The sequence below is a fragment of the Cellulomonas phragmiteti genome, assembly GCF_016862775.1.
GTDB classification, from domain to species: Bacteria; Actinomycetota; Actinomycetes; order Actinomycetales; family Cellulomonadaceae; genus Cellulomonas; species Cellulomonas phragmiteti.
Genome location: NZ_BONP01000005.1, coordinates 158887 through 179021 on the forward strand (window position 1 = coordinate 158887; position 20135 = coordinate 179021).

Genomic DNA, 20135 nt, shown 5'->3' on the forward strand with positions numbered 1-20135 from the left:
GCCCCCCGGGTGCGGCGGGTGCGCGTCGACCCACCGCAGACGTGCGCAGCACCTCCCGATGCGGGGTCCGCACCTGCACCGTGGTATGTTCTCTGCCGCGCCGAGGGGCCGGAAACGGCTCCGCGACGTCCACCTGTCCGGGTGGCGGAATGGCAGACGCGCTAGCTTGAGGTGCTAGTGCCCGAAAGGGCGTGGGGGTTCAAGTCCCCCTCCGGACACTCGTTGAGACAGCGACTGCGAGGCCCCTGATCTGCGGAGACGCGATCGGGGGCCTTCGTGGTTCCTCGCCCGGCACGCTCGGGGCGAGCCCGGACGGGACGTCCGCCACGGCAACCTCGACCCGAGGCGTCGCCGAGCGCGGCGCCCGCGACCGGCACGCACCGGCCGACCGGTGCACCGACGCCGGTCGGCGAGCCGGCGCACCGCCCGACGGGCCCGTTCGACGTGCCATTCCTTCCTGGTCGCCCGTCCATTTTCTCGCGCATCTGCCCGCGTATACCAGAACATTCTTCAGAAATCGCCGGTGTACTTCCCCGCGCCGCTCTGCTGTGATCCCCGTACCGGGCACTTCCGACAACGACGTCAGGAGCACACCATGACCAGAACCCTCTCCCTGCGCCCCGCGCGCCTCCTGCTGGCCGCTGCGCTGGTCGCCGCCGGAGGGGTCGCGCTGCCGGCGACCGCGGCGCACGCCAGCCCCGTGCCGTTCAGCGTCTCGGTCACCGGCGGCTACAACAACACCGTCGCGCTGGGCACCGTGACGGGCACCATCACCTCGACGGGCGCCTCGACCGCGGACTACACGGCCACCCTGTGCGGCCGCAGCTCCTACGCGAGCACGTTCTTCACGCTCACCGCGGGGGGCGTGACCGCGAGCCACTCCGTGAGCAACCAGAGCTGCCAGACGTTCACGGGCACCCTGACGTCCGGCTCGGCGATCACGACGGCGACGGCGACGGTGACCAGCGGGACCTTCTACCCGGGCAACACCTACACCACGTACACCCGCAACCAGACGGTGGTCGTCACCAGCACGCCCGCACCCACGCTGCCGCCCGCGACGCCCACCACCCGGACCGTCTCCGTCGCGGTGACGGGCGGCTACAACAACACCGTGCCGCTCGGGACCGCCACCGGCTCCATCACCGGGACCCGCGGCGGCACGAGCGCGTCCTACTCGGTCACCCTGTGCGGCCGGAGCTCCTACGCGAGCACCTTCCTGTCGATCACCGCGGGCGGAGCCAGCGCCAGCCACTCCGTGAGCAACCAGAGCTGCCAGACGTTCACGGGGACGCTGACGTCGGGGTCCGCCTTCACCGGCGCCACCGTGTCCGTCACCAGCGGCACGTTCTACCCGGGGAGCACCTACACCACGTACACCCGGACGCAGAACGTCGCCTTCTGATCCGGCGTCGCGCGCGAGGGCTCCCGGCGTTCGCTGCCCGGAGTCCTCGCGCGCACCGCCGTGTCCCGGGTTCCGGGAAATGCCGCGCGACGCCGCGATGAATGGCACGGAACGTTCCCGAGGCGTTCGAGAGAACGCGTCGACGCTCGGCACCGCCCGCCGCGCACGGCCCCCGACGCGGCACGCGTCGCGGCACCCCGCGCGTCCGGTTCCGGCCGCGGTCGCCCGGGCACCTACGCTGTCCCGCGATGATCACTCGTGCCGAAGGGGCGTACCTGGGCGCCGTCCGGGCGTTCCAGAACCCCATGCTCGACCTGCTGCACAAGCGGCACGCCCCCCTGGTGGTCGCGCTGCTCTCGCTCGTCTTCACGGCCGAGCGACCGAGCGTGCCGGTCGCGGACGCGCACACCGAGGTGGGCGACGCGCTCGAGCAGCTGCGTGCGGCGGGGCACGGCGAGGACCTGCCGGTCGGTGGGCCGCGCGACCTGTGCCGCCAGTGGGCCGACGCCGGGTGGCTGGTGCGCCAGGTCGTCGACGACGACCTCGAGGTGTACCGGTTGTCGGCGCACGCGGTGGGGGCGCTCGAGGTGGCCGGGCGCGCCGGCGGCGCACGCGCCCGGGTGTCGCAGTCGCGCGTGCGCACGCTGCTGGAGGCCGTGGAGCGGCTCGCGCTGGACGCGGACCCGGACGTCATGGTCCGCATCGCGCGGCTCGACACCGAGGTGCGCCGCCTGCAGGCGGAGATCGCACGGCTCGAGCGCACCGGGCAGATCGAGGAGGTCGACGACGAGGAGCTCCTCGAGGAGGCCGAGAACGTCCTGCACCTGGTCCGGGAGCTGCCGGCCGACTTCGCGCGCGTCGCCGAGTCGATCAAGGCGATGCAGCGCGACGTGGTCACCGCGCTGCGCCGGGACGACCGGCCCACGGGTGAGGTGCTGCGCGAGTACCTGCGCCGCGGCGAGCAGGTGATGGACGCGACCCCGGAGGGACGGGCGTTCGCCGGCGCGCTGCGGCTCCTGGGTGACCCGCAGCGGCTCGACGAGCTGGCGACGCAGCTCGACACCGTGCTGCGTCACCGGTTCGCGGCCCGGCTCCTCCCGCCGCAGCGCGCCGAGCTGCGCGAGGTGGTGCGCCGCATCGAGCAGGGCCTGGACCAGGTGTTCGCGGCGCAGCGGGAGGCCTCGTACGTCATCACGGCGCAGGTCCGCCACCACGACCCGCTGCGCGACCGCCAGGTCGACGACCTCCTGCGGGACGTCATGACGGGGCTGCAGACGTGGCTGCCGGCCTCGCGGCGGTGGCACGCCGTCGAGCCCCTGCGCCGGCTGCCCGCTGCCGAGGTCGAGCACCTGCGCCGGACGCCCGCGGACCTGCGCCCCCCGCAGCCTCCCGACGCGCTCACCGCGTGGGACGACGACCTCGACGCGTCCGACGCGGACGCCCGCGCGTGGGGCGGTCCCCACTACGCCGACCTGGACGCCCACCTGCGGGTGTTCGGAGCCGACTCCCCCGCGGTCGACCTGGCGGCGGCGTTCCGCGCCGCCCCGCCGGAGCTGCGCCGACCGGTGGACCTGCTGGGCCTGCTGGAGATCGCGCACCAGCGCGGCATGACGGAGAGCGACGAGCTGACGTTCGTCGACGCGGTCCGGCCCGACGGCTCGCGCCGGCGGTTCGCGTTCGGCGCGACCAGCACCACGACGAAGGACGAGGGCGATGACTGAGACCGACGTCGTGCACGACGACGCCGAGGCGCAGGACCCGGGCTTCATCGCCCCGGTCGCGATGGAGGACGACCCGGCCGAGCTGTTCGCAGGCGACACCGGGACGCTCGACGCCGACGTGCGCCGTGTCCTGGTGCGCCTGCTGCAGCGGCGCTTCCTGCTCGCCGACCGTCACGCGGCCCAGTGGCGCACGCTGCTGGAGAACCAGCAGGTGATCGAGTCGCGGCTGCACGACCTGTTCGTGCACCTGGTCGTGGACCACGACCGCGGGATCGCGTACAAGCGGCAGGTCCGCTCGGCGGAGCTGGACGTCCCGGTGCTGCTGCGCGACGAGCCGTACACGCGCGCCGAGACGCTCGTGCTGGTGCACCTGCGCACGGTGTTCCAGCGCGAGCGCGGGGCCGGCCAGACGTCCGCCCGCGTCGACGTCGAGGAGCTGGAGGCGACCGCGCTGACGTACTTCGACCCCGACGACACGAACGTGGCGACGCACCAGCGGGAGATCCGGACCGCGGTCGCGCGCCTGGCGCGCGACGGCGTGATCGAGGAGGAGTCCGAGGGCCGCTACCGGGTGACCCCCCTGGTGGAGATCGTGCTGAGCACGGAGCGGCTCGGCGAGCTGCGCGAGTGGCTGCGGGCCCAGCACGCCCCCGCGACCCCGGACGACGAGGAGACGGCACGATGACGATGGTCGACACGCTGTTCGGGTTGATCCCCGCCGCGTCGACGGGGCAGCAGTGGGTGGCGCTGGACCTGCAGCTCGTCAACTGGGGCGGCTACGACGGCCACCACCGGGTGCGGCTCGCCTCGACCGCGACGCTGCTCTCGGGCGGCTCGGGCTCGGGCAAGTCCACCCTGATGGACGCCTACATCGCCCTGCTCATGCCCCACACCACGCCGTTCAACGGGGCCTCGAACGGCGGCGTCGTCGGGCGGCCGCGCGGCAAGGACCAGCGCAACATCCTGTCCTACGCACGGGGCAAGCTCGACGAGTCGCGCACCCAGGACGGCACCCGGCAGCGGGTCCTGCGCGGCGACGGCAAGGACACCTGGTCGGCGATCGCCATGACGTGGGTCGACCAGGCCGGGACGTCGTTCACGGGCGTGCGCGCCTGGTACGTGCCGTCGGCCGCGCGGACCCTCGAGGACGTCACCGCGGTGCGCGCGACGTGCGAGACGCCGTTCGACCTGCGCGGCCTCGAGCCCGCCGCCGGGCAGCGCCTGGCGCGCGCGGCCGTCGCGGCGACCGGCCTGACGTGCTTCGACACGGACCGCGAGTTCACGGCGCGCCTGCACTCGACCCTCGGCATCGGGGCGTCCGGGGACGGCGGCAAGGCGGTCGCCCTGCTCGGGCGCATCCAGGCCGGGCAGCAGATCACCACCGTCGACGCCCTGTACAAGGCGATGGTGCTGGAGGACCCGGACACGTTCGCCACCGCCGACGCGGTGGTCGAGCAGTTCGACAAGCTGACCGGCACGCGCGAGCAGATGATCACCGCCCGCCAGCAGGTGAAGTCGCTCGAGCCGATCCGCGAGCACCGCGCCGCGATCGAGCAGGCCGCGGCACGGCTGCGGGTGGTCGACGCCGTCGGCGGCTTCGACGACGGCACGTCGCCCGCGGCGCTGTGGCGTCACGAGCGTCGGCTGGTCCTGCTGCGCGACGTCGAGGCGGACCTGCAGCACCGGCACCGCGAGGCGCAGCGCCTGGCCGCCGAGACCTCGGCGCGCGTCACCGCGGCACGCGTCGAGCTCGACGGCGTCAAGGAGACGCTGTGGGCGTCCGGGGGTGACCGCCTGGCCACGGCGCAGCGGGAGCTGCGCGGGGTCGCGGCCCGTGTCGAGGAGGTGCGCCGCGCCCGCGCCCGGCTCGACCAGGTCCTCACCTCCACGCTGGGGACCTCTGTGACGTCGGGCGACGAGTTCACGGACCTCGTCGCGCGCGCCCGCCAGGCGCTGGCCGACGCGGACGCGAAGGCGAGCGCCCGGCAGTCGCTCCTCGACGCGATGTCGGAGCGCAAGGAGGCGTCGGTGGACCTCGCGGTGCTGCGCCGCGACCAGGCCGACGCCCAGCACCGGCACGACAACGTGCCGGCGGACCTGCACGCCACGCGCGCCGCGCTGGCGAAGGTCGCGGGCCTGACGCCCGACGACCTGCCGTTCGTCGCCGAGCTGGTGGAGGTCCGCACGGAGCACGAGCCGTGGCGCGACGCGTTCAACCTCGCCCTCGGGGGCTTCGCGACGCTCATGCTCATCGATGTCGCGCACCTGCAGGCGTTCCGCCGTGCGATCGACACCGTGCGCACGAGCCGGCGCCTGCGGTTCGAGGGCGTGCCCACGGGCATGCGCGACGACGTCGGGCTCGACGGCCGCACGCTGCCGGGCCGGCTGGACTACCGGCAGGGCCCGTTCACCGGCTGGCTCAAGAGCGAGCTCGCCTCCCGGTTCGCGTACGTGTGCGTCGACACCACCGGTGAGCTGGCGCAGCACGAGAAGGCGCTGACGCGCGCCGGCCAGGTCTCCGAGGGCCGCCGCGGCGCGCACGGCGGCCAGGGCAAGCCCAACGTCCTCGGCTTCACCAACACGCGCCGGCTGGCCGACCTGGACCGGCAGGTCGCCCGGGCGGAGGCCCGCCTGGCGGACGCGGAGGCACGGGTCGACGCCGCGGAGGCGGCGTGGGACCGGCACGACGCGACGCTGCGCGCCTACGCCGCCGTCGTCGAGCTGACGTGGGACCAGGTCGACGTCGCGGCGGTCGAGGCCGAGCGCGACCGCTGGGAGCGGGTCGTGGGCGAGGTGACGTCCGGCAACCCGGACGTGGTGCGCCTGCAGCAGCGGGGCGCCGAGCTCGAGGTGCTCATCCAGGAGCTCAGCGAGCAGCTGGGCCGCACCAAGGGCGCGGCCGCCGACCTGGGCGAGCGGTGGTCGACGACGACGGACGAGGTCGACGCCGCGCAGGGGGCCCTGGACGCCGCGCAGGACGCCGGCACGCGCCTGGACGCCGAGCAGCGCTCCTACCTGTCGCAGGTGCTGGGCGCCACCGAGCCGGGCGACGCACCCGTCGACGACCGACCCGCGCCCGAGGACCCGGCGGCCGCGCTCGCCGCGTTCGACGGGATCGTGGCCCGCGCCGCGGACCTGCTGCGCGCGGACCGCCAGAGCGCGCAGCAGACCGTCGCGACCGCGCGGGACGCCCTGCGGCGCACGTTCGAGACGTTCGTCGAGCGCTGGCCCGACCCGAACCTGGGGACGGACCCGGACGCGTCGTACGGCGACTACGCCCGCATCCTCACCGAGCTCGAGACGCACGGCCTGCACGAGCTGGAGGCGGACTGGCGCACCAGCCTGCTGCGCCTGTCCGGCAACGACCTGGCCGACCTGCACAGCGCGCTGGCCCGCTCGGTGCGCGAGATCAAGGAGCGCATCCGCCCGGTCAACGAGATCCTCGCGGACCTGCCGTTCGCCGACGACCACCACCGGCTGCGCATCGACGCACGCGACACCCAGTCGACCGTCGTCGCGCGGTTCCGCAAGGAGCTGCGGGACCTGCGCGAGGTGCTGTCCACCGAGGCGACCGACGCCGAGCGTGAGCGCCGGTACCACCGCATGGCCAAGGTCATCGACCGCATCCGGCGCACGTCCCCCGACTTCGCCGACCTCGTGGACGTGCGCCGGCACGTGCGGCTGTCGGCCGAGAAGGTCGACCTCGACGGTGAGCACGTCGCCCTGTACGACCACATCGGGGAGAAGTCCGGCGGGGAGTCGCAGGAGCTCGTGGCGTTCATCGTCGGGGCGGCGCTGCGCTACCAGCTCGGCGACGCGGGCGCGGCGCGGCCCCGGTACGCGCCGGTGTTCCTCGACGAGGCGCTCATCAAGGCCGACGCGCGGTTCACGGGTCGCGCGGTCGGTGCCTGGCGGGGACTGGGCTTCCAGCTCGTCATCGGCGCCCCCAACGACAAGTTCAGCGCGCTCGAGCCGCACGTGGACCTCAAGTACGTCGTGCTCAAGGACACGGCGGGGCGCTCGCGCACCAAGCCCGTCGCGGGTGTGCCGGAGGATGCGGGTACGCGGTGAGACCCCACCTGGTGCTGCCTGCCGACGCCGCGCGGGTCGTGGCTCGCACCGGTGAGCAGACCTGAGCGACCTCTGTCCTCGCCGAGCTGCGGGGAGGCGCCGCGTACGCGGCGCACGTCCTCCTCCACCCGGGGATCACCACGAGGACACGCCCTGCGGCGGTCGACCTCGGTGCGTGGCAGACCTGGGCGGACGCGTGGAGCGAGGTCGAGGACCGCATCCCCGCCGGGTGCACCCTCGAGCGCGGCGCGGCGTTCGACCCCCGCGCACCGCATGCCCTGCACGTCGAGGGACTGGATGCCGCCGTGTCGCTCGTCGAGGCCGTCGAGCCGCAGCTGGGCGCCAGGATCGGGCGACTACGGCGCACCGCCCACACGCTCCTCCAGCACGGGGCCCGTGTGGAGCCCGCCGTCCTCGTCCGCGTCGCACGCCTCGACGACGCGGACGTCGAGGTGCTCTGCGCGGCGCTCGACTGGCTCGGCGACCACCCGGACGACATCGCCCGTCTCACGGAACGTCAGCTTCCCGTGCCCGGCATGGACACCAAGTGGTTGCCCCGGCACGGCACGCTGCTGCGCGACCTGGCGGGCTGGGACGTCCGGGCGCACCTGCGGCGACGCTCGGCTGTGGCGCACCTGACCTACGTCGATCCGGAGTACAGAGCCACGGGCGCGCGGCGGCACGATGCGTGGACGTCAGGTGACTCGCACCGTCTGGCATACCGCCCGCGGACCGTGCTCGTCGTCGAGAACCGCGACTGCCGCCTCGACTTCCCCGACCTGCCCGGCACGATCGTCGTCGAGGGATCGGGCAAGGCCGCGACGTGGCTGCTGGCCGACGTCCCCTGGGTGCGGAGCGCCGAGCGGGTCGTCTACTGGGGCGACCTCGACGCGGACGGTTTCGAGATCCTCGATCGGTTCCGCACAGCGCTCGCGACCCCGTCCGACGAGGGAGGCGCCGCGTGCACGGTCACCTCGATCCTCATGGACGCCGACACGATCCACCGCTACGGCGACCTCGGAGTCGTCCGCGACCGGCGCGGGCGGCGGATCGAGCGCACCGCCGTCGACCTGACCTCGCTCACCGAGGTCGAGCGGACCGCGTACTACGCGGTCACCACACGGGGAGCTGCTCCGGTCAGGCGCATCGAGCAGGAGCGGCTGCCGCTGGTCGTCGCTGCCGAGCTCGTGGCCGCTCTGACCGAAGCACCGTCGCAGGGCTCGCACTTCATGTAGGACCAGGCCGGCCGGACGATCTCGACGACGGGCATCCGGGGCCCGTGGACGTCGAAGTCGACACCCACCTGCGTCGAGGATGCTCGTCGTCTCACCGGGCACCGACGGGTCCGCCCGGGCACGGCGCCACGCGACGTCGCGGTGAGTCGCTGACGTGAGCAACCGTCGCTCACGTCAGCAGGCACTGCCACGTCGGCACGGTCGTCCTCGGCCACACCGGGGCCGACCTGCCCGGTCGGTGCGCCTCGATCTCGTCGAGCCGGGTCGCCAGCTCCTCGACGGGGACCCGGCACGACGAGGTCATGACCCCGGGCTCCGCGCCGCACAGCTCAACCTGCACCTCGCCCGGGGTGCGGGTCAGCGTCACCGTCACCAGGGGGTGCAGCGGGTGCCCGCGGCGCCACCCACCGTGGCACGAGCCTGTGAAGCACCAGCCCCCGCGGGGGTCGAGGACACCGTGCACCTCCCACGCCGCGTCGACGTCGTCCGTGACGTCGCACAGCTCCGTGGTGAGGTCGTGGTGGCCCTGCACCGTGTTCGCCAGCGTCAGCAGCCGGCGGGCCCAGAAGGTCCGCTCGGGGTGCCCGTCGAGGTGCAGCCGCACCGTCTGAGGGCTCCGGGCGACCTCCCGGGCCGGCCGGGGGGTGAACGTGATCGCGGGGTGCCTGGCCGCCAGCGGGCCCGTCGTCGTCGTGACCGTCAGCGCATGGTCCGCACCGCGCACCACCGTCCAGGCGTGCCACCAGGACCGGGTGCGTCGAGCGACGAACGCCACGTCGGCCAGGAGGCTGTCGGTCACGGCCCACCCGGGCAGCGGACGTCCCGCCCGGTGCCGTTCCACGTCGTCAAGCCGGGCGACGAGCGTCGCCGTGTCCAGGTGCCCCGTCCAGTCGCCCGGCAGCATCTCGCCGAGCACGAGGCAGGCCCCGTCGCACGAGGTCAGGACGCGAGCGTGGACGGTGCCTCCCACGCGCCACTGCCACTCCTCGCACCCACCGACCACCCACCCGCGGTTCAGCAGCGACGTCGCGAGCTCGCCCGCCGGGAGTCCCCGGTCGGCGGCGGACCCCTCGCCCGGGCCGACGGCGGCAGCGCCCTGCACCTGCATCGCGTCGGCCCGCATGCCCCCCCGGGCGTCATCGGCCATGTCGGCATTGTGGCGGTCCGTGCGGTGCCGCGGACGGCTCGCCGGGGTGAAGTCCTGCGCGGCGACGCCCTCACGGTGGTGGTGGCACCGCACGAGAGCCCACCCCGTCGGCACGGGGTCGTCCCGACCTGCGACGACATCGATGCGGAAACTCGTTATTCGGGGCATAAACTGGCTGATGTGAGCCCCGGATTGTGATGATCAGAACGGACGGCAGCCCATGAAGTCCTTCGCCGACCTCGACGCCCTCGTCGGCGCCGTGCCGTTCACCGTGGTCGCCGACCTGAGGACGGTCGACACCGTCCGAGGTCGCGCGGAGTCGTACCCCGACCTCCTCCCCGCACTCATGGCGTCGTTGACCGAGCGTGCACGTGCCGCGAGCATCGAGGCGTCGTGCGCGCTCGACGGGATCGCGGTCGAGCGCCGACGCGCCGGCGCGATCGTCGCGAGCCAGGACGACCGGTTGCAGGGCCGCCACGAGCAGGAGCTCGCCGGCTGCCGCGACGCGCACGACCACCTCGTCCGGGCCCCGCGGCGGCCCGTCGACGTGGACCTCCTGCTGGACGTGCACCGGCACCTCCTCCGGTACACCCCGACGCCCGGGGGGCGTCTCAAGCGGGTCGAGAACGTCGTCGTGGAGCGCGCTCCCGGCACCACCCGCGTCAAGCGGTTCACCCCGGTGCCGGTCGCGCAGACCCCCGAGTTCCTCGACGAGCTCATCGCCCGGTACCACGGCGCGCTCGACGCGGGCCGCCACCATCCCGTGCTGCTGACCGGGCTCTTCGTGCTCGACCTCCTGGCGATCCATCCCTTCACCGTCGGCAACGGCCGCGTCGCCCGCGCGCTGACGCACGTCCTGCTCCAGGACGCGGGGTACGACGTCACGCGCTGGGTGTCGCTCGACGCGGCGATCCTGGTGTCCCCCGCGACCTACTCGACCGCCCTGCTGGACTCGACGGCCGACTGGCACCGGGGCCAGCACGACCCGTGGCCCTGGCTGCGCTACGTCGTCCGCGGGCTCGCCGACTGCTCCGAGCAGCTCGCGACGCTCACCGAGGCCGCGCGCCGCGGGAGCAGCAAGCAGGAGCGCGTCCGCACGTACGCCCTGCGCCACGCGCCGACGCCCTTCCGCATCAGCGACGTCCGCGCCGCGCTCCCCGACGTCTCCGACCCCACCATCCGCCTGGTCCTCACCCGGCTCCGGGACGACGGCCTCGTCGAGGTCGACGGCGTGGGCCGCAGCGCGGCGTGGCGCACCACCCGCTGACCCGGTGCCCACCTCGTGTCGACCAGCAACACTCGCAGGCGTCCCCCGCCGGCCCTCGGTCGGCGCGGGCGCTCTCGACCGACGGTGTCGCTGCTGCCAGACTCCCGCCATGTCGACTCCGGCGCGCGACGCCTACGCCTGCGGTGCCGACGTCGCCGTCGAGCTCGTGACGAGCGACCAGGTGTCGGCCGCATGGGACGAGCCCTCGGTGCTGCCCGGCATGAGCGTCGGTGAGCTCGCCGCGCACCTCGCGCGCAGCGTCCTGCAGGTGGAGTGGTACCTCGACGGCCCCCTGGACCAGGGAGCGTCGCCCGTGACCGCGGAGGGCTACTACGCCGACCTCAGCGGGACGTCCGACATGTCGTCGTCGCTCAACACCGGGGTGCGTGCTCGCAGCGCCCAGACGGCGTCCCCGGGCGTGACCGCACTGGTGGAGCAGCTGGTCGGCACGCGCGAGCGCCTGCGCGGGCGTCTCGGGCGGGAGCCCGCCGACCGACGCCTCACGGTGCGCCACCAGGGTCGCACCCTGCTGCTCGACGAGTACCTGAGAACACGGTGCGTCGAGTTCGCGGTGCACACGGAGGATCTGGCGCTGAGTCTTCGGAGCGACGTCCGCGCCCCCTCGCAGACGGTGGCCGCGGCGGTCGAGGTGCTCGTCGGCGCCGCCCGGCTCCGCCACGGCGACGGGGAGGTCCTGCACGCCCTGACGCGCCGCGAGCGCGACACGACCGACGCGCTCAGGGTGCTCTGAGGCCTCGCGACGCTCTCATGAGTCGCGAGCATCCGTGACCGCCTCGTGCGGTTCACCGACGCCTGGTGACGACAGGACCAGAGTCGGCAAGGCGATACGGGTCCCCTCACTGGAAGTCGCGTGAGGAGCTGCGCACCTTCAGCGACAGCGGGCTCAGGTGCTCGGCGACGAGGTTCGTCGCCCCGTCGGCCTTCTCGATCCGCCCTCGGACGACCATCGCCTTCGCGGTCCGCGCCGTCCGCCGGTACCGCTGCCACAGACCGGCCGAGCACACGATGTTGAGCAGCCCGGTCTCGTCCTCCAGGGACAGGAACGTCACCCCGTTCGCGGTGCCGGGACGCTGGCGGTGGGTGACGACGCCGGCGACGGCGACCCGGCGGCCCTCCTCGGTGCGGAACGCCTGCTCGACCCGCAGCACCCCGGCGGCGTCGAGACCCTCGCGGACGAACTGCGTCGGGTAGGAGTCCACGGACACGCCCGTGGACCACACGTCGGCGGTGGCGACCTCGACGTCGGAGAGCCCCGGCAGTGTCGGCGCCTTCACGCCCACGGCGACGCCGGGCAGCGTGTCCGGCCCTTCCTGTGCGAGCGCACCGGCGGCCCACAGCCCGGCCCGACGGTCCACCCCCAGCGACCCGAGCGCCCCGGCGGTGGCGAGCGCCTCGAGCTGGGCGGTGCTCAGCTGCACGCGCTGCACCAGGTCGTGCAGGTCGGTGAACGGCCCGTGGGCGTCACGCTCGTCGACGAGGGCGCGGGCGACGTCCTCGCCGATCGTCCGCACCTGCGTCAGCCCCTGCCGCACCGCGAGGGTGCGCACCGACCCCTCCCCGGTGCGCACCCCCGCGGGCCGGGCCGGGCCGGTGCCGCTGGGGCACGGCACCAGGCGCGGCTCCCCGCCGGGCGGTGCGGGCGCGAGCCGCTCGACGGCGGCGAGGACGTCGGACGCCAGCACGTCGGGGCGCAGCACCTCCACCCCGTGCCGGCGGGCGTCGGCCGCCAGGGACTGCGGGGAGTAGAACCCCATGGGCTGCGCCGCGAGCAGCCCGGCGTAGAACGCGGCGGGGTGGTGCACCTTGAGCCACGAGCTCGCGTACACGAGGAACGCGAACGAGTACGCGTGCGACTCGGGGAACCCGAAGTCGGCGAACGCCTTGAGCTTGTCGAAGATCTGCTCGCGCACGTCCGGCCCCACACCCTTGGCGGCCATGCCGTCCATGAGCCGCTCGCGCATCGCCTCCATGCGCTCCATCGACCGCTTCGACCCCATGGCACGGCGCAGCTGGTCGGCCTCGGCAGGCGTGAAGTCGGCGACGTCGATGGCCATCTGCATGAGCTGCTCCTGGAACAGCGGCACGCCCAGGGTCTTGCCGAGCGACTTCTCCAGCAGCGGGTGCAGGTACGTCACCTTCTCGCGACCCTTGGCGCGGTTGATGAACGGGTGCACCGACCCGCCCTGGATGGGCCCAGGCCGGATGAGGGCGACCTCGACGACGATGTCGTAGAACGTCGACGGGCGCAGCCGCGGCAACGTCCCCATCTGCGCGCGGGACTCCACCTGGAACACCCCGACGGTGTCCGCTGCGGACAGCAGCTCGTACACCGCGGGGTCCTCGTGCGGCAGCCCGTGCAGGTCGAGCGTGACGCCCTCGTGCTTCTGCACCTCGGTGAACGCGAGCCGCAGCGCGGTGAGCATGCCCAGGCCCAGCAGGTCGAACTTCACCAGCCCGGCGTCGGCGCAGTCCTCCTTGTCCCACTGCAGGACCGTGCGTCCCTCCATGCGCGCCCACTCCACGGGGCACACCTCGATGACGGGCCGGTCGCACATCACCATGCCCCCGGAGTGGATGCCCAGGTGCCGCGGCAGGCGCAGGAACCGCTCGGCCAGGTCGATGACGTGCTCGGGGATGTCCTCGGCCTCGGCGGCCGACGGCGGCAGGCGCGTCGGCACGACGTCGTGGTTGTCGGCCGTGGGGAGCCCCGGCACCTCGGGCGCGGGGCCCACGGGTCCGGAGCGCGTCAGGTGCCACCACGGGCTCGGCTTCTCCTGCCCGCGCAGGCTCCCCCACCGCTCGATCGACGTGGACCACGCGTCCTGCTGGCCCGCGTCGTACCCCAGGGCGCGGGCGGCGTCCCGCACGGCCGAGCGCGGCCGGTAGGAGATGACGTTGGCGACCTGCGCGGCGTGCGTGCGGCCGTGCGTCGCGTAGACGTGCTGGATGACCTCCTCACGCCGGGCGGACTCGATGTCGACGTCGATGTCCGGCGGGCCGTCGCGCTCGGGGGCGAGGAACCGCTCGAACAGCAGGCCGTGCTTCACGGGGTCGACGGCCGTGACGCGCAGCACGTAGCAGACCGCGGAGTTCGCGGCCGACCCGCGCCCCTGCGCGAGGATGCCGTTGCGCCGGCAGAAGTCGACGAGGTCGTAGACGACCAGGAAGTAGCCGGGGAACCCGAGGTCCTCGATGACGCGCAGCTCGTGCGCGAGCTGCGCGTGCGCGCCGGGGACCGCCTCGGCGTCCGGCGGCCCGTACAGCTCGCGCGCGCCGCGCCGGACCAGCTCGCGCAGCCACGTCGCCTCGGTGTGGCCGTCCGGGACGGGGTACGGCGGCAGGCTCGGTGCGACGAGCGACAGGTCGAACGCGCACTCGGCGGCCAGGTCCGCCGCCGTCGTCACCGCGCTCGGGTGCCGGCGGTGCAGGTGCAGCATCTCGGCCGCCGAGCGCAGGTGCGCGACCGGGGCCCCGGGCAGCCAGCCGTCGAGGTCGTCCAGCGACGAGCGTGCACGCACGGCCGCGAGCGCCTGCGCCAGGTCGGCGTCACGCTCGGTGGCGTAGTGCACGTTGCCGGTGGCGACGAGCGGCAGTCGCGCGTCGGCCGCGAGGGTCGCGAGCGCGTCGGCACGGTCGGTGTCGTACGCGTCGCCGTGCACGGTGGTCTCGACCGCGACGTTGTCCCGGCCGAACAGCGCGACGAGCCGGTCGAGCTCACGGCGCGCCGCGTCGATCCCGCCCGGGGCGACCCCGAGCACCCCGGACGGGTCCCCCCCGGCCAGCGCACGGCGCACCGCGCCCTTGCGGCAGCCGGTGAGGACCAGCCACTGCCCGGCGGCTGCCTCGGCCAGCTCCTCCAGGTGGTACTCCGCCGCGCCCTTGCGCCCCGTGCGCAGGTGCCCCTCGGCGATGGCGCGGGACAGCGCCCGGTACCCGTCGGGGCCGCGGGCGAGCACCAGCAGGTGGCTCGCGCGCGGGTCGGGCACGCCGGTGGGCGCGTCGAGCACCGGGGGGCCCGGGGCCGGGCGCTTCTCCCGCGGGTGGCGGCGCGGGTCGGGCGCGGGCAGGTGCAGCTCGGCCCCGAACACCGTGGGCAGGCCGACGGCCCGCGCGGCCTGCGCGAACCGCACCACGCCGTACAGCCCGTCGTGGTCGGTCAGCGCCAGCGCGCTCTGCCCCAGGCGCGCCGCCTCGGCAGCGAGTTCCTCGGGCTGGCTGGCCCCGTCGAGGAAGCTGAACGCCGAGTGCGCGTGCAGCTCGGCGTACCGGGGCGGCCAGTCCGCGCGGGCCTCGTGCACGGTGCGTCCACGGACGCGACGCTCAGTCATAGTCGGCCTCGCAGGTCCACGTCCCGTCGGTGTGCGTGAGCAGCAGCGCCCCGCCGTCGTCGAACGCGACCTGCAGGTGGGCGCGCACCTGCGGGGCCGCGCCGGGGTGCGTCCACCAGCGGTCGGACAGCAGCCACGGCCCCGCCCACCCGGCGACGGCGCGCACCTGGTCCTGCCCCGTGCCGGCCAGGACGCTGCCGGGCGGCCCGCTCAGCCGTCCCCGTCGGTCGACGCGCACGGGCGTGCCGTGCACGTCGCGCACCTCGACGCGCACGGGGTCGACCAGCACGGTCGCGGGCGCCGGGTCCGGCAGCCGCCCCGGCCACGGCCGGTCGAGCGGGCGCGGGGGGTCGCTCTGCTCCCCCCACGGCCGCATGTGCACCTGGTCGCGCACGTCGCGCCCGCCCTGCAGCGTCGCGGTGAGCACCCCGGGCCCGCCGACGATGCTCTGCGCCCGCTCCAGGGCGCGGTGGGCGCGCAGGTCACCGCCCGACGGTCCGCCCCACAGCTGTGTGGCCTCCGCACCCGCGGGTGCCACGTCGAGCGCCGTGAGGGTCAGCCGGACCAGCGCGACGGGCGGCAGGTCGTCCTCGTCGCCGGGTGCGCGCACGTCGACAGGGCCGTGCGCGGACCACGCGCCGCGGTCCCGCTCGCGCGCCTCGCGGCGCCGGTCACGGGCCGTCGCGACCGCGGACGCCGTGAGCCACCCGTCGAGCTGCCAGCGGATCCGGTCGGTGATGCGGGCAGCCGCGAGCGCACCCCAGCCACCCAGGTCGGTGCGCCACGTGCGGACCAGCTCGGTGCCGTCGTCGGTGCGGGCGGCGATCTGCAGGCGCCCGCACGTCACGGACCGGGCGACGAGGTCGGCGTGCAGCTGCTCGGCCAGGCGCCGCCCGGCGAAGGTCGCGGTGTCGACCCGGTCGACCGGCGGGTCGAGCGCGGTGCTCACCTCGAGGTCGGCCTCGGGGCGGCGGCGGGCGGGTGGGCGCTCGTCGAGCCCGCGCGCGAGCGTGCGTGCCCACGTCCCGAGCCGTCCGAACCGCGCGTGCACGTCGGCCCCGGGCAGCGCCGCGAACGCCCCGAGCGTGCGCAGCCCCAGCCGGTGCAGCAGGTCGACGAGCCGGGTGACCTCCGCGGCCTGCTCCGGCGTGGTCGTCGCGTGGACGAGCTCGGTGACGCCGTGGGGGGCGAGGAACACCCCCGACACCCCGGGCTCGACGACCGCGCCGGTGCGCGCCGCCAGCACCGCCGCGAGCAGCCCGTCGGCCGTCCCGACGCCGCACTCGTGCCCCGTGGCCCGCGCGACCGCGTCGACGAGGCGTTCCGCGAGCGCCTCCTCCGAGCCGTGGTACCGCGCCGCGCCGCCCGCGGGCAGCAGCAGCAGACCGGGCCGCGCGACCTCGACGCCGGCGACGACGGTCTCGGTCGCGGCGGCCACGGGCTCGAACAGCCGGACGTCCCGGGCGTCGTCGGTGGGCAGCAGCACCAGCTCCGGGCACACGCCCTGCGCCTGGCGCCGTCGCATGCCGCGGCGCACCCCGTCGGCGCGTGCGAGCGCCGACACGGCGGTGACCCGCCGCCCGTCGTGCACAGCCGCCGGCACGTCGACGGGGACCTCGTCGGCGGCCATCGCCGCGACCACCGGCCAGTCGGGCACCCACACGACCGTCGTCCGCGTGCTCATCCGACCAGCCGCAACCCGCCGGCCGTCCGGGGACGGCGGCGCACGGGACCGGGGGGCACGTGCTCCCCGGGGGGCGCGAACGGCAGCACGACGTCGGCCGACGTCGGGACGGCGGCGCTGCCGCGGCCGGTGCGGCGCACCTGCACCTCGCACGTGAGCAGCCGCCCGTCGCCCGCGCCGACGCCCGACCACCGCGCCGGCCCGGCGTCGAGCACGACGGACGCGCCGGGCCACGTCGTGGTGGTCAGCAGCGCGGCGCCGCGCTCGCGCGCTCGGGCGGACAGGCGCCGCCGGTCGGCGTCGGCCAGCGGGGCGCCCGGCCCGACGAGGACCACGTCGATCCCGTCGACCAGGGCGGCCAGCACGAGGGCGGCGTCGGCGCCCGGCTCGGGGACCAGGGCGAAGCGCGCGAGGTCGACGCCCGCCTGCGCGGCGGCCAGCAGCCCGAGCCGCGGCTGCCCGACGGCGACCGCCCACGCCCCCGACGCGCACGCGTGCGCGAGCACCCCGAGGGCCAGGGACGTGGACCCGAGCACCGCGGTGGTCGCGCCGCGGCGCAGCCCGTCGGGCATGAGGTCGGTCAGCGGTGGCGGCACCGGCAGGGGCGGCCGCTCGCTGGTGAGCAGCGACGTGCGTCGGGGTGCTGACGTGAGCGCCGACGCGTCGTCGGGGGCCACGACGTCGAGCGGTGGCGCGGCGGGACGGGCCGTGCCCGGGGTGGACGGGTCGAGGCGGGGCGCGTCGGACGGGGCGGCACCGGCCAGCACGGTGCGTGCGCCGGTGCGCAGCTCAGCGGCTGCCAGCGCGGCGCGCGCACGTGCCGCGCGCTCGATGGTGCTGGTCCCGGTCACGCCTGCTCCTCGTCCTGACCCGCGTCCTGATCTCACGACGCCCCGCCCCCAGGGCCGTCGACCACGAGGGGCGCACGCCGGGTCACGCGCCGACGGCCCCCTGACGCCGGCGCGTGACCCGACCGCGCCCGCGTCCCAGGAGCTCGAACCCGAGCACCGGGACCACCGCGATCGAACACATGTTCGATGATGCCAGTACACGCTGACACCGGTGAGGTGTCAATCCGCCGGGGGCGGGTGGTCCGCCCGCCGCGTCGGCGTCGACGAACGACCCACGACCGCCGCTCGGGCGAGGCGTAGCATTTGACGGTTCCATCAACCCGTCATCCCGGAGTTCCCGTGCCGCTGCATGCCCTCGGCCCCGACCGCCCCCTCGCAGAGGTCAAGGCCGAGCTGTTCAAGGCCCTGTCCCACCCGGTGCGCGTGCGCACCCTCGAGCTCCTCGTCGAGCGCGATCGGCAGGTCAGCGAGCTGCTCACCGAGCTCGGCCTCGAGGCCTCGCACCTGTCCCAGCACCTGGCCGTGCTGCGCCGCGCCGGCGTCGTCACCGCGCGCCGCACCGGCAACGCCGTGCACTACGCGCTCGCCCAGCCGGCGGTCGCCGACATGCTCGCCGCCGCCCGGACCGTGCTCGTCGACGCCGCGGCCCGCCACCGGGACCTGCTCGACGACGCCACCCCCGCCGCCGAGGCGTGAGATGAGCATCGACGCGGTCGCGTCCTCCGCCTGGCAGCGCGTGCGCGCGCTCACCCCCCGCCACGCCGACTACCGCGACCTGCCGCGGTCCTGGCGCGGCGACCTGGTCGCCGGGATCACCGTCGCCGTCGTCGCCCTGCCGCTCGCCCTCGGGTTCGGCGTCGCCTCCGGTCTGGGTGCCGCCGCCGGGCTGGTCACCGCGGTCGTCGCGGGCGCGGTCGCCGCCGTCCTCGGGGGCTCGCACCTGCAGGTCAGCGGACCCACCGGCGCCATGACGGTGGTGCTGCTGCCCGTCGTCGCCCGCCACGGGACCGAGGCCGTCCCGGTCGTCGCGATCATGGCCGGCGGCCTCGTCGTGCTGGCCGGGGTGCTGGGCATCGGCCGGCTCGTCGCGTACATCCCCTGGCCCGTCGTCGAGGGCTTCACGCTGGGCATCGGCGTCGTCATCGCGCTGCAGCAGGTCCCGCTCGCCCTCGACACCCCCCGCGCCGAGGGTGAGAACGCCGGCCTCGTCGCGCTGCGCACCCTCGCCCGCGTCGACTGGAGCCAGGCCGTGGCCCCGCTCGCGCTCGTCGCCCTCGTCGTCGCCGTCCTGATCGCGCTGCCCCGCCTGCACCGCGGGCTGCCCGCATCGCTCGTGGCCGTCGTCCTCGGCACGGTCGTGGCCGAGGTCGCCGGGCTCGACGTCGACCGCATCGGCGTGCTGCCGTCCGGCCTGCCCGCCCCCCACCTGCCCGTCGTGGACCTCGAGACCACCAGTGCGCTCTTCTCCGCCGCGCTGGCCGTCGCCGCGCTCGCCGCGCTGGAGTCGCTGCTGTCGGCCCGCGTCGCCGACGGCATGGCGGACGACCTGGGGCGCACCCGACCCAACCGCGAGCTGCTCGGCCAGGGCGTCGCGAACATCGCGTCAGGGCTGTGCGGAGGGCTGCCCGCGACCGGTGCGATCGCGCGCACCGCCGTCAACGTGCGCGCGGGCGGGCGCACGCGCGTCGCGTCCCTCACCCACGCCCTCGTGCTCGCCGCCATCGTCTACGCCGCGGCGCCGCTCGTCGGGCGCATCCCCCTGTCCGTCCTGGCGGCGGTCCTGCTCATCACGGCCGGGCGCATGATCGACCTGCCGACGGCCCGCGCGATCTGCCGGTCCGGGCGCTCCGGTGCGCTGGTGTTCTGCGTGACGCTCGCCGTGACCGTCGTGTTCGACCTCGTCATGGCCGTCGAGGTCGGGGTCGCGGTCGCTGCCGTGCTCGCGCTGCGCGCCGTCGCACGCTCCAGCGGGCTGCACCGCGAACCGGTGCCCGACGCCCCGGGCGACCGCGTCACCGCCGCCGCCGAGCGCGACCTGCTGCACGAGCACATCGCCGTGTACCGCATCGACGGTGCCCTCTTCTTCGCCGACGTGCGCCGCTTCCTCGACGAGCTGGCGCTGGTCAGCGACGTGCGCGTCGTCGTCCTGCGCCTGGGCAACGTCCGGGTGCTCGACGCCAGCGGCGCGAACGCCCTGGCCGAGATCGTCACCGACCTGCGCCGACGCGGCATGGTCGTGCTGCTCAAGGGCCTGCGGCCCGAGCACCGGCACCTCGCGCGCAGCGTCGGCGTGCTCGACGCGCTCGGCGACGAGCGCCACCTGTTCGACGACCTCGACGAGGCGCTCGCGCACGCCCGCTCGCACGTGCGCCGCGACCCGGCGACGACCAGGATGGGGTGACCGC

At 75.1% G+C, this 20135-nt stretch carries 13 protein-coding genes and 1 tRNA gene; 10 read left to right on the forward strand and 4 right to left on the reverse strand.

Annotation, left to right across the window (positions count from 1 at the left end):
- Window positions 1-135: 135 nt before the first annotated feature.
- From Cph01nite_RS06420 to Cph01nite_RS06445, 6 genes are all read left to right on the forward strand, one after another.
- Window positions 136-218 (forward strand) — tRNA-Leu (locus Cph01nite_RS06420).
- Between the two features lie 377 nt (window positions 219-595).
- Complete coding sequence (locus tag Cph01nite_RS06425) at window positions 596-1405, forward strand: hypothetical protein (protein ID WP_203672417.1); 810 nt, start codon at window positions 596-598, stop codon at window positions 1403-1405.
- A gap of 248 nt (window positions 1406-1653) precedes the next feature.
- Window positions 1654-3126, forward strand: coding sequence for a DUF3375 domain-containing protein (locus Cph01nite_RS06430; protein WP_203672419.1), 1473 nt, complete (start codon window positions 1654-1656; stop codon window positions 3124-3126).
- A complete protein-coding gene (locus Cph01nite_RS06435) occupies window positions 3119-3811 on the forward strand; it encodes a DUF4194 domain-containing protein (protein WP_203672420.1) in 693 nt (230 codons plus the stop codon). The genes Cph01nite_RS06430 and Cph01nite_RS06435 overlap by 8 nt, the downstream gene beginning before the upstream one ends.
- On the forward strand, window positions 3808-7197 hold the full coding sequence (locus Cph01nite_RS06440) for an ATP-binding protein (protein ID WP_203672421.1): 3390 nt from the start codon (window positions 3808-3810) through the stop codon (window positions 7195-7197). The genes Cph01nite_RS06435 and Cph01nite_RS06440 overlap by 4 nt, the downstream gene beginning before the upstream one ends.
- A gap of 134 nt (window positions 7198-7331) precedes the next feature.
- Window positions 7332-8432, forward strand: a complete 1101-nt coding sequence (locus Cph01nite_RS06445; protein WP_239069088.1) for a DUF3322 and DUF2220 domain-containing protein — start codon at window positions 7332-7334, stop codon at window positions 8430-8432.
- Window positions 8433-8601: 169 nt separating this feature from the next.
- Here Cph01nite_RS06445 and Cph01nite_RS06450 read toward each other — a convergent pair whose 3' ends face one another.
- Window positions 8602-9579 carry a hypothetical protein gene (locus Cph01nite_RS06450; protein ID WP_203672423.1) on the reverse strand — a complete coding sequence of 326 codons (978 nt, stop codon included), beginning with the start codon at window positions 9577-9579 and terminating at the stop codon, window positions 8602-8604.
- A gap of 220 nt (window positions 9580-9799) precedes the next feature.
- Between Cph01nite_RS06450 and Cph01nite_RS06455 the strand changes: the two genes are divergently transcribed.
- Both Cph01nite_RS06455 and Cph01nite_RS06460 read left to right on the forward strand, forming a co-directional pair.
- Complete coding sequence (locus tag Cph01nite_RS06455) at window positions 9800-10846, forward strand: Fic family protein (protein ID WP_203672424.1); 1047 nt, start codon at window positions 9800-9802, stop codon at window positions 10844-10846.
- A 109-nt stretch (window positions 10847-10955) separates the two neighbouring features.
- Entirely contained in the window at window positions 10956-11597 is a 642-nt protein-coding gene (locus tag Cph01nite_RS06460; protein ID WP_203672425.1) for a maleylpyruvate isomerase N-terminal domain-containing protein, read from the forward strand.
- Between the two features lie 106 nt (window positions 11598-11703).
- Here the strand turns inward: Cph01nite_RS06460 and Cph01nite_RS06465 are convergent, their stop codons facing one another.
- The 3 genes from Cph01nite_RS06465 to imuA' are packed head-to-tail and all read right to left on the reverse strand — an operon-like array spanning window position 11704 to window position 17730.
- A complete protein-coding gene (locus tag Cph01nite_RS06465; protein WP_203672427.1) occupies window positions 11704-15195 on the reverse strand; it encodes an error-prone DNA polymerase in 3492 nt (1163 codons plus the stop codon).
- Window positions 15188-16879, reverse strand: coding sequence for a DNA polymerase Y family protein (locus tag Cph01nite_RS06470; protein WP_203672429.1), 1692 nt, complete (start codon window positions 16877-16879; stop codon window positions 15188-15190). Before Cph01nite_RS06470 ends, Cph01nite_RS06465 begins: the two co-directional genes overlap by 8 nt.
- Window positions 16876-17730, reverse strand: coding sequence for a DnaE2-dependent mutagenesis accessory factor ImuA' (imuA', locus tag Cph01nite_RS06475; RefSeq protein WP_203672431.1), 855 nt, complete (start codon window positions 17728-17730; stop codon window positions 16876-16878). The genes Cph01nite_RS06470 and imuA' overlap by 4 nt, the downstream gene beginning before the upstream one ends.
- A 339-nt stretch (window positions 17731-18069) precedes the next feature.
- Here imuA' and Cph01nite_RS06480 point away from each other — a divergent pair, with 339 nt between their 5' ends.
- Window positions 18070-18426 carry an ArsR/SmtB family transcription factor gene (locus tag Cph01nite_RS06480; protein ID WP_203672432.1) on the forward strand — a complete coding sequence of 119 codons (357 nt, stop codon included), beginning with the start codon at window positions 18070-18072 and terminating at the stop codon, window positions 18424-18426.
- Between the two features lies 1 nt (window position 18427).
- On the forward strand, window positions 18428-20131 hold the full coding sequence (locus tag Cph01nite_RS06485) for a SulP family inorganic anion transporter (RefSeq protein ID WP_203672433.1): 1704 nt from the start codon (window positions 18428-18430) through the stop codon (window positions 20129-20131).
- The last annotated feature ends 4 nt before the right edge of the window (window positions 20132-20135 follow it).

What these genes read in the sequence shown, in the direction of transcription:
- Cph01nite_RS06425 (WP_203672417.1), top strand. Translation starts at nt 596, where the DNA reads ATGACCAGAACCCTCTCCCTGCGCCCCGCGCGCCTCCTGCTGGCCGCT.
- Cph01nite_RS06430 (WP_203672419.1), top strand. Translation starts at nt 1,654, where the DNA reads ATGATCACTCGTGCCGAAGGGGCGTACCTGGGCGCCGTCCGGGCGTTC.
- Cph01nite_RS06435 (WP_203672420.1), top strand. Translation starts at nt 3,119, where the DNA reads ATGACTGAGACCGACGTCGTGCACGACGACGCCGAGGCGCAGGACCCG.
- Cph01nite_RS06440 (WP_203672421.1), top strand. Translation starts at nt 3,808, where the DNA reads ATGACGATGGTCGACACGCTGTTCGGGTTGATCCCCGCCGCGTCGACG.
- Cph01nite_RS06450 (WP_203672423.1), bottom strand. Translation starts at nt 9,579, where the DNA reads ATGGCCGATGACGCCCGGGGGGGCATGCGGGCCGACGCGATGCAGGTG.
- Cph01nite_RS06455 (WP_203672424.1), top strand. Translation starts at nt 9,800, where the DNA reads ATGAAGTCCTTCGCCGACCTCGACGCCCTCGTCGGCGCCGTGCCGTTC.
- Cph01nite_RS06460 (WP_203672425.1), top strand. Translation starts at nt 10,956, where the DNA reads ATGTCGACTCCGGCGCGCGACGCCTACGCCTGCGGTGCCGACGTCGCC.
- Cph01nite_RS06465 (WP_203672427.1), bottom strand. Translation starts at nt 15,195, where the DNA reads ATGACTGAGCGTCGCGTCCGTGGACGCACCGTGCACGAGGCCCGCGCG.
- Cph01nite_RS06470 (WP_203672429.1), bottom strand. Translation starts at nt 16,879, where the DNA reads ATGAGCACGCGGACGACGGTCGTGTGGGTGCCCGACTGGCCGGTGGTC.
- Cph01nite_RS06485 (WP_203672433.1), top strand. Translation starts at nt 18,428, where the DNA reads ATGAGCATCGACGCGGTCGCGTCCTCCGCCTGGCAGCGCGTGCGCGCG.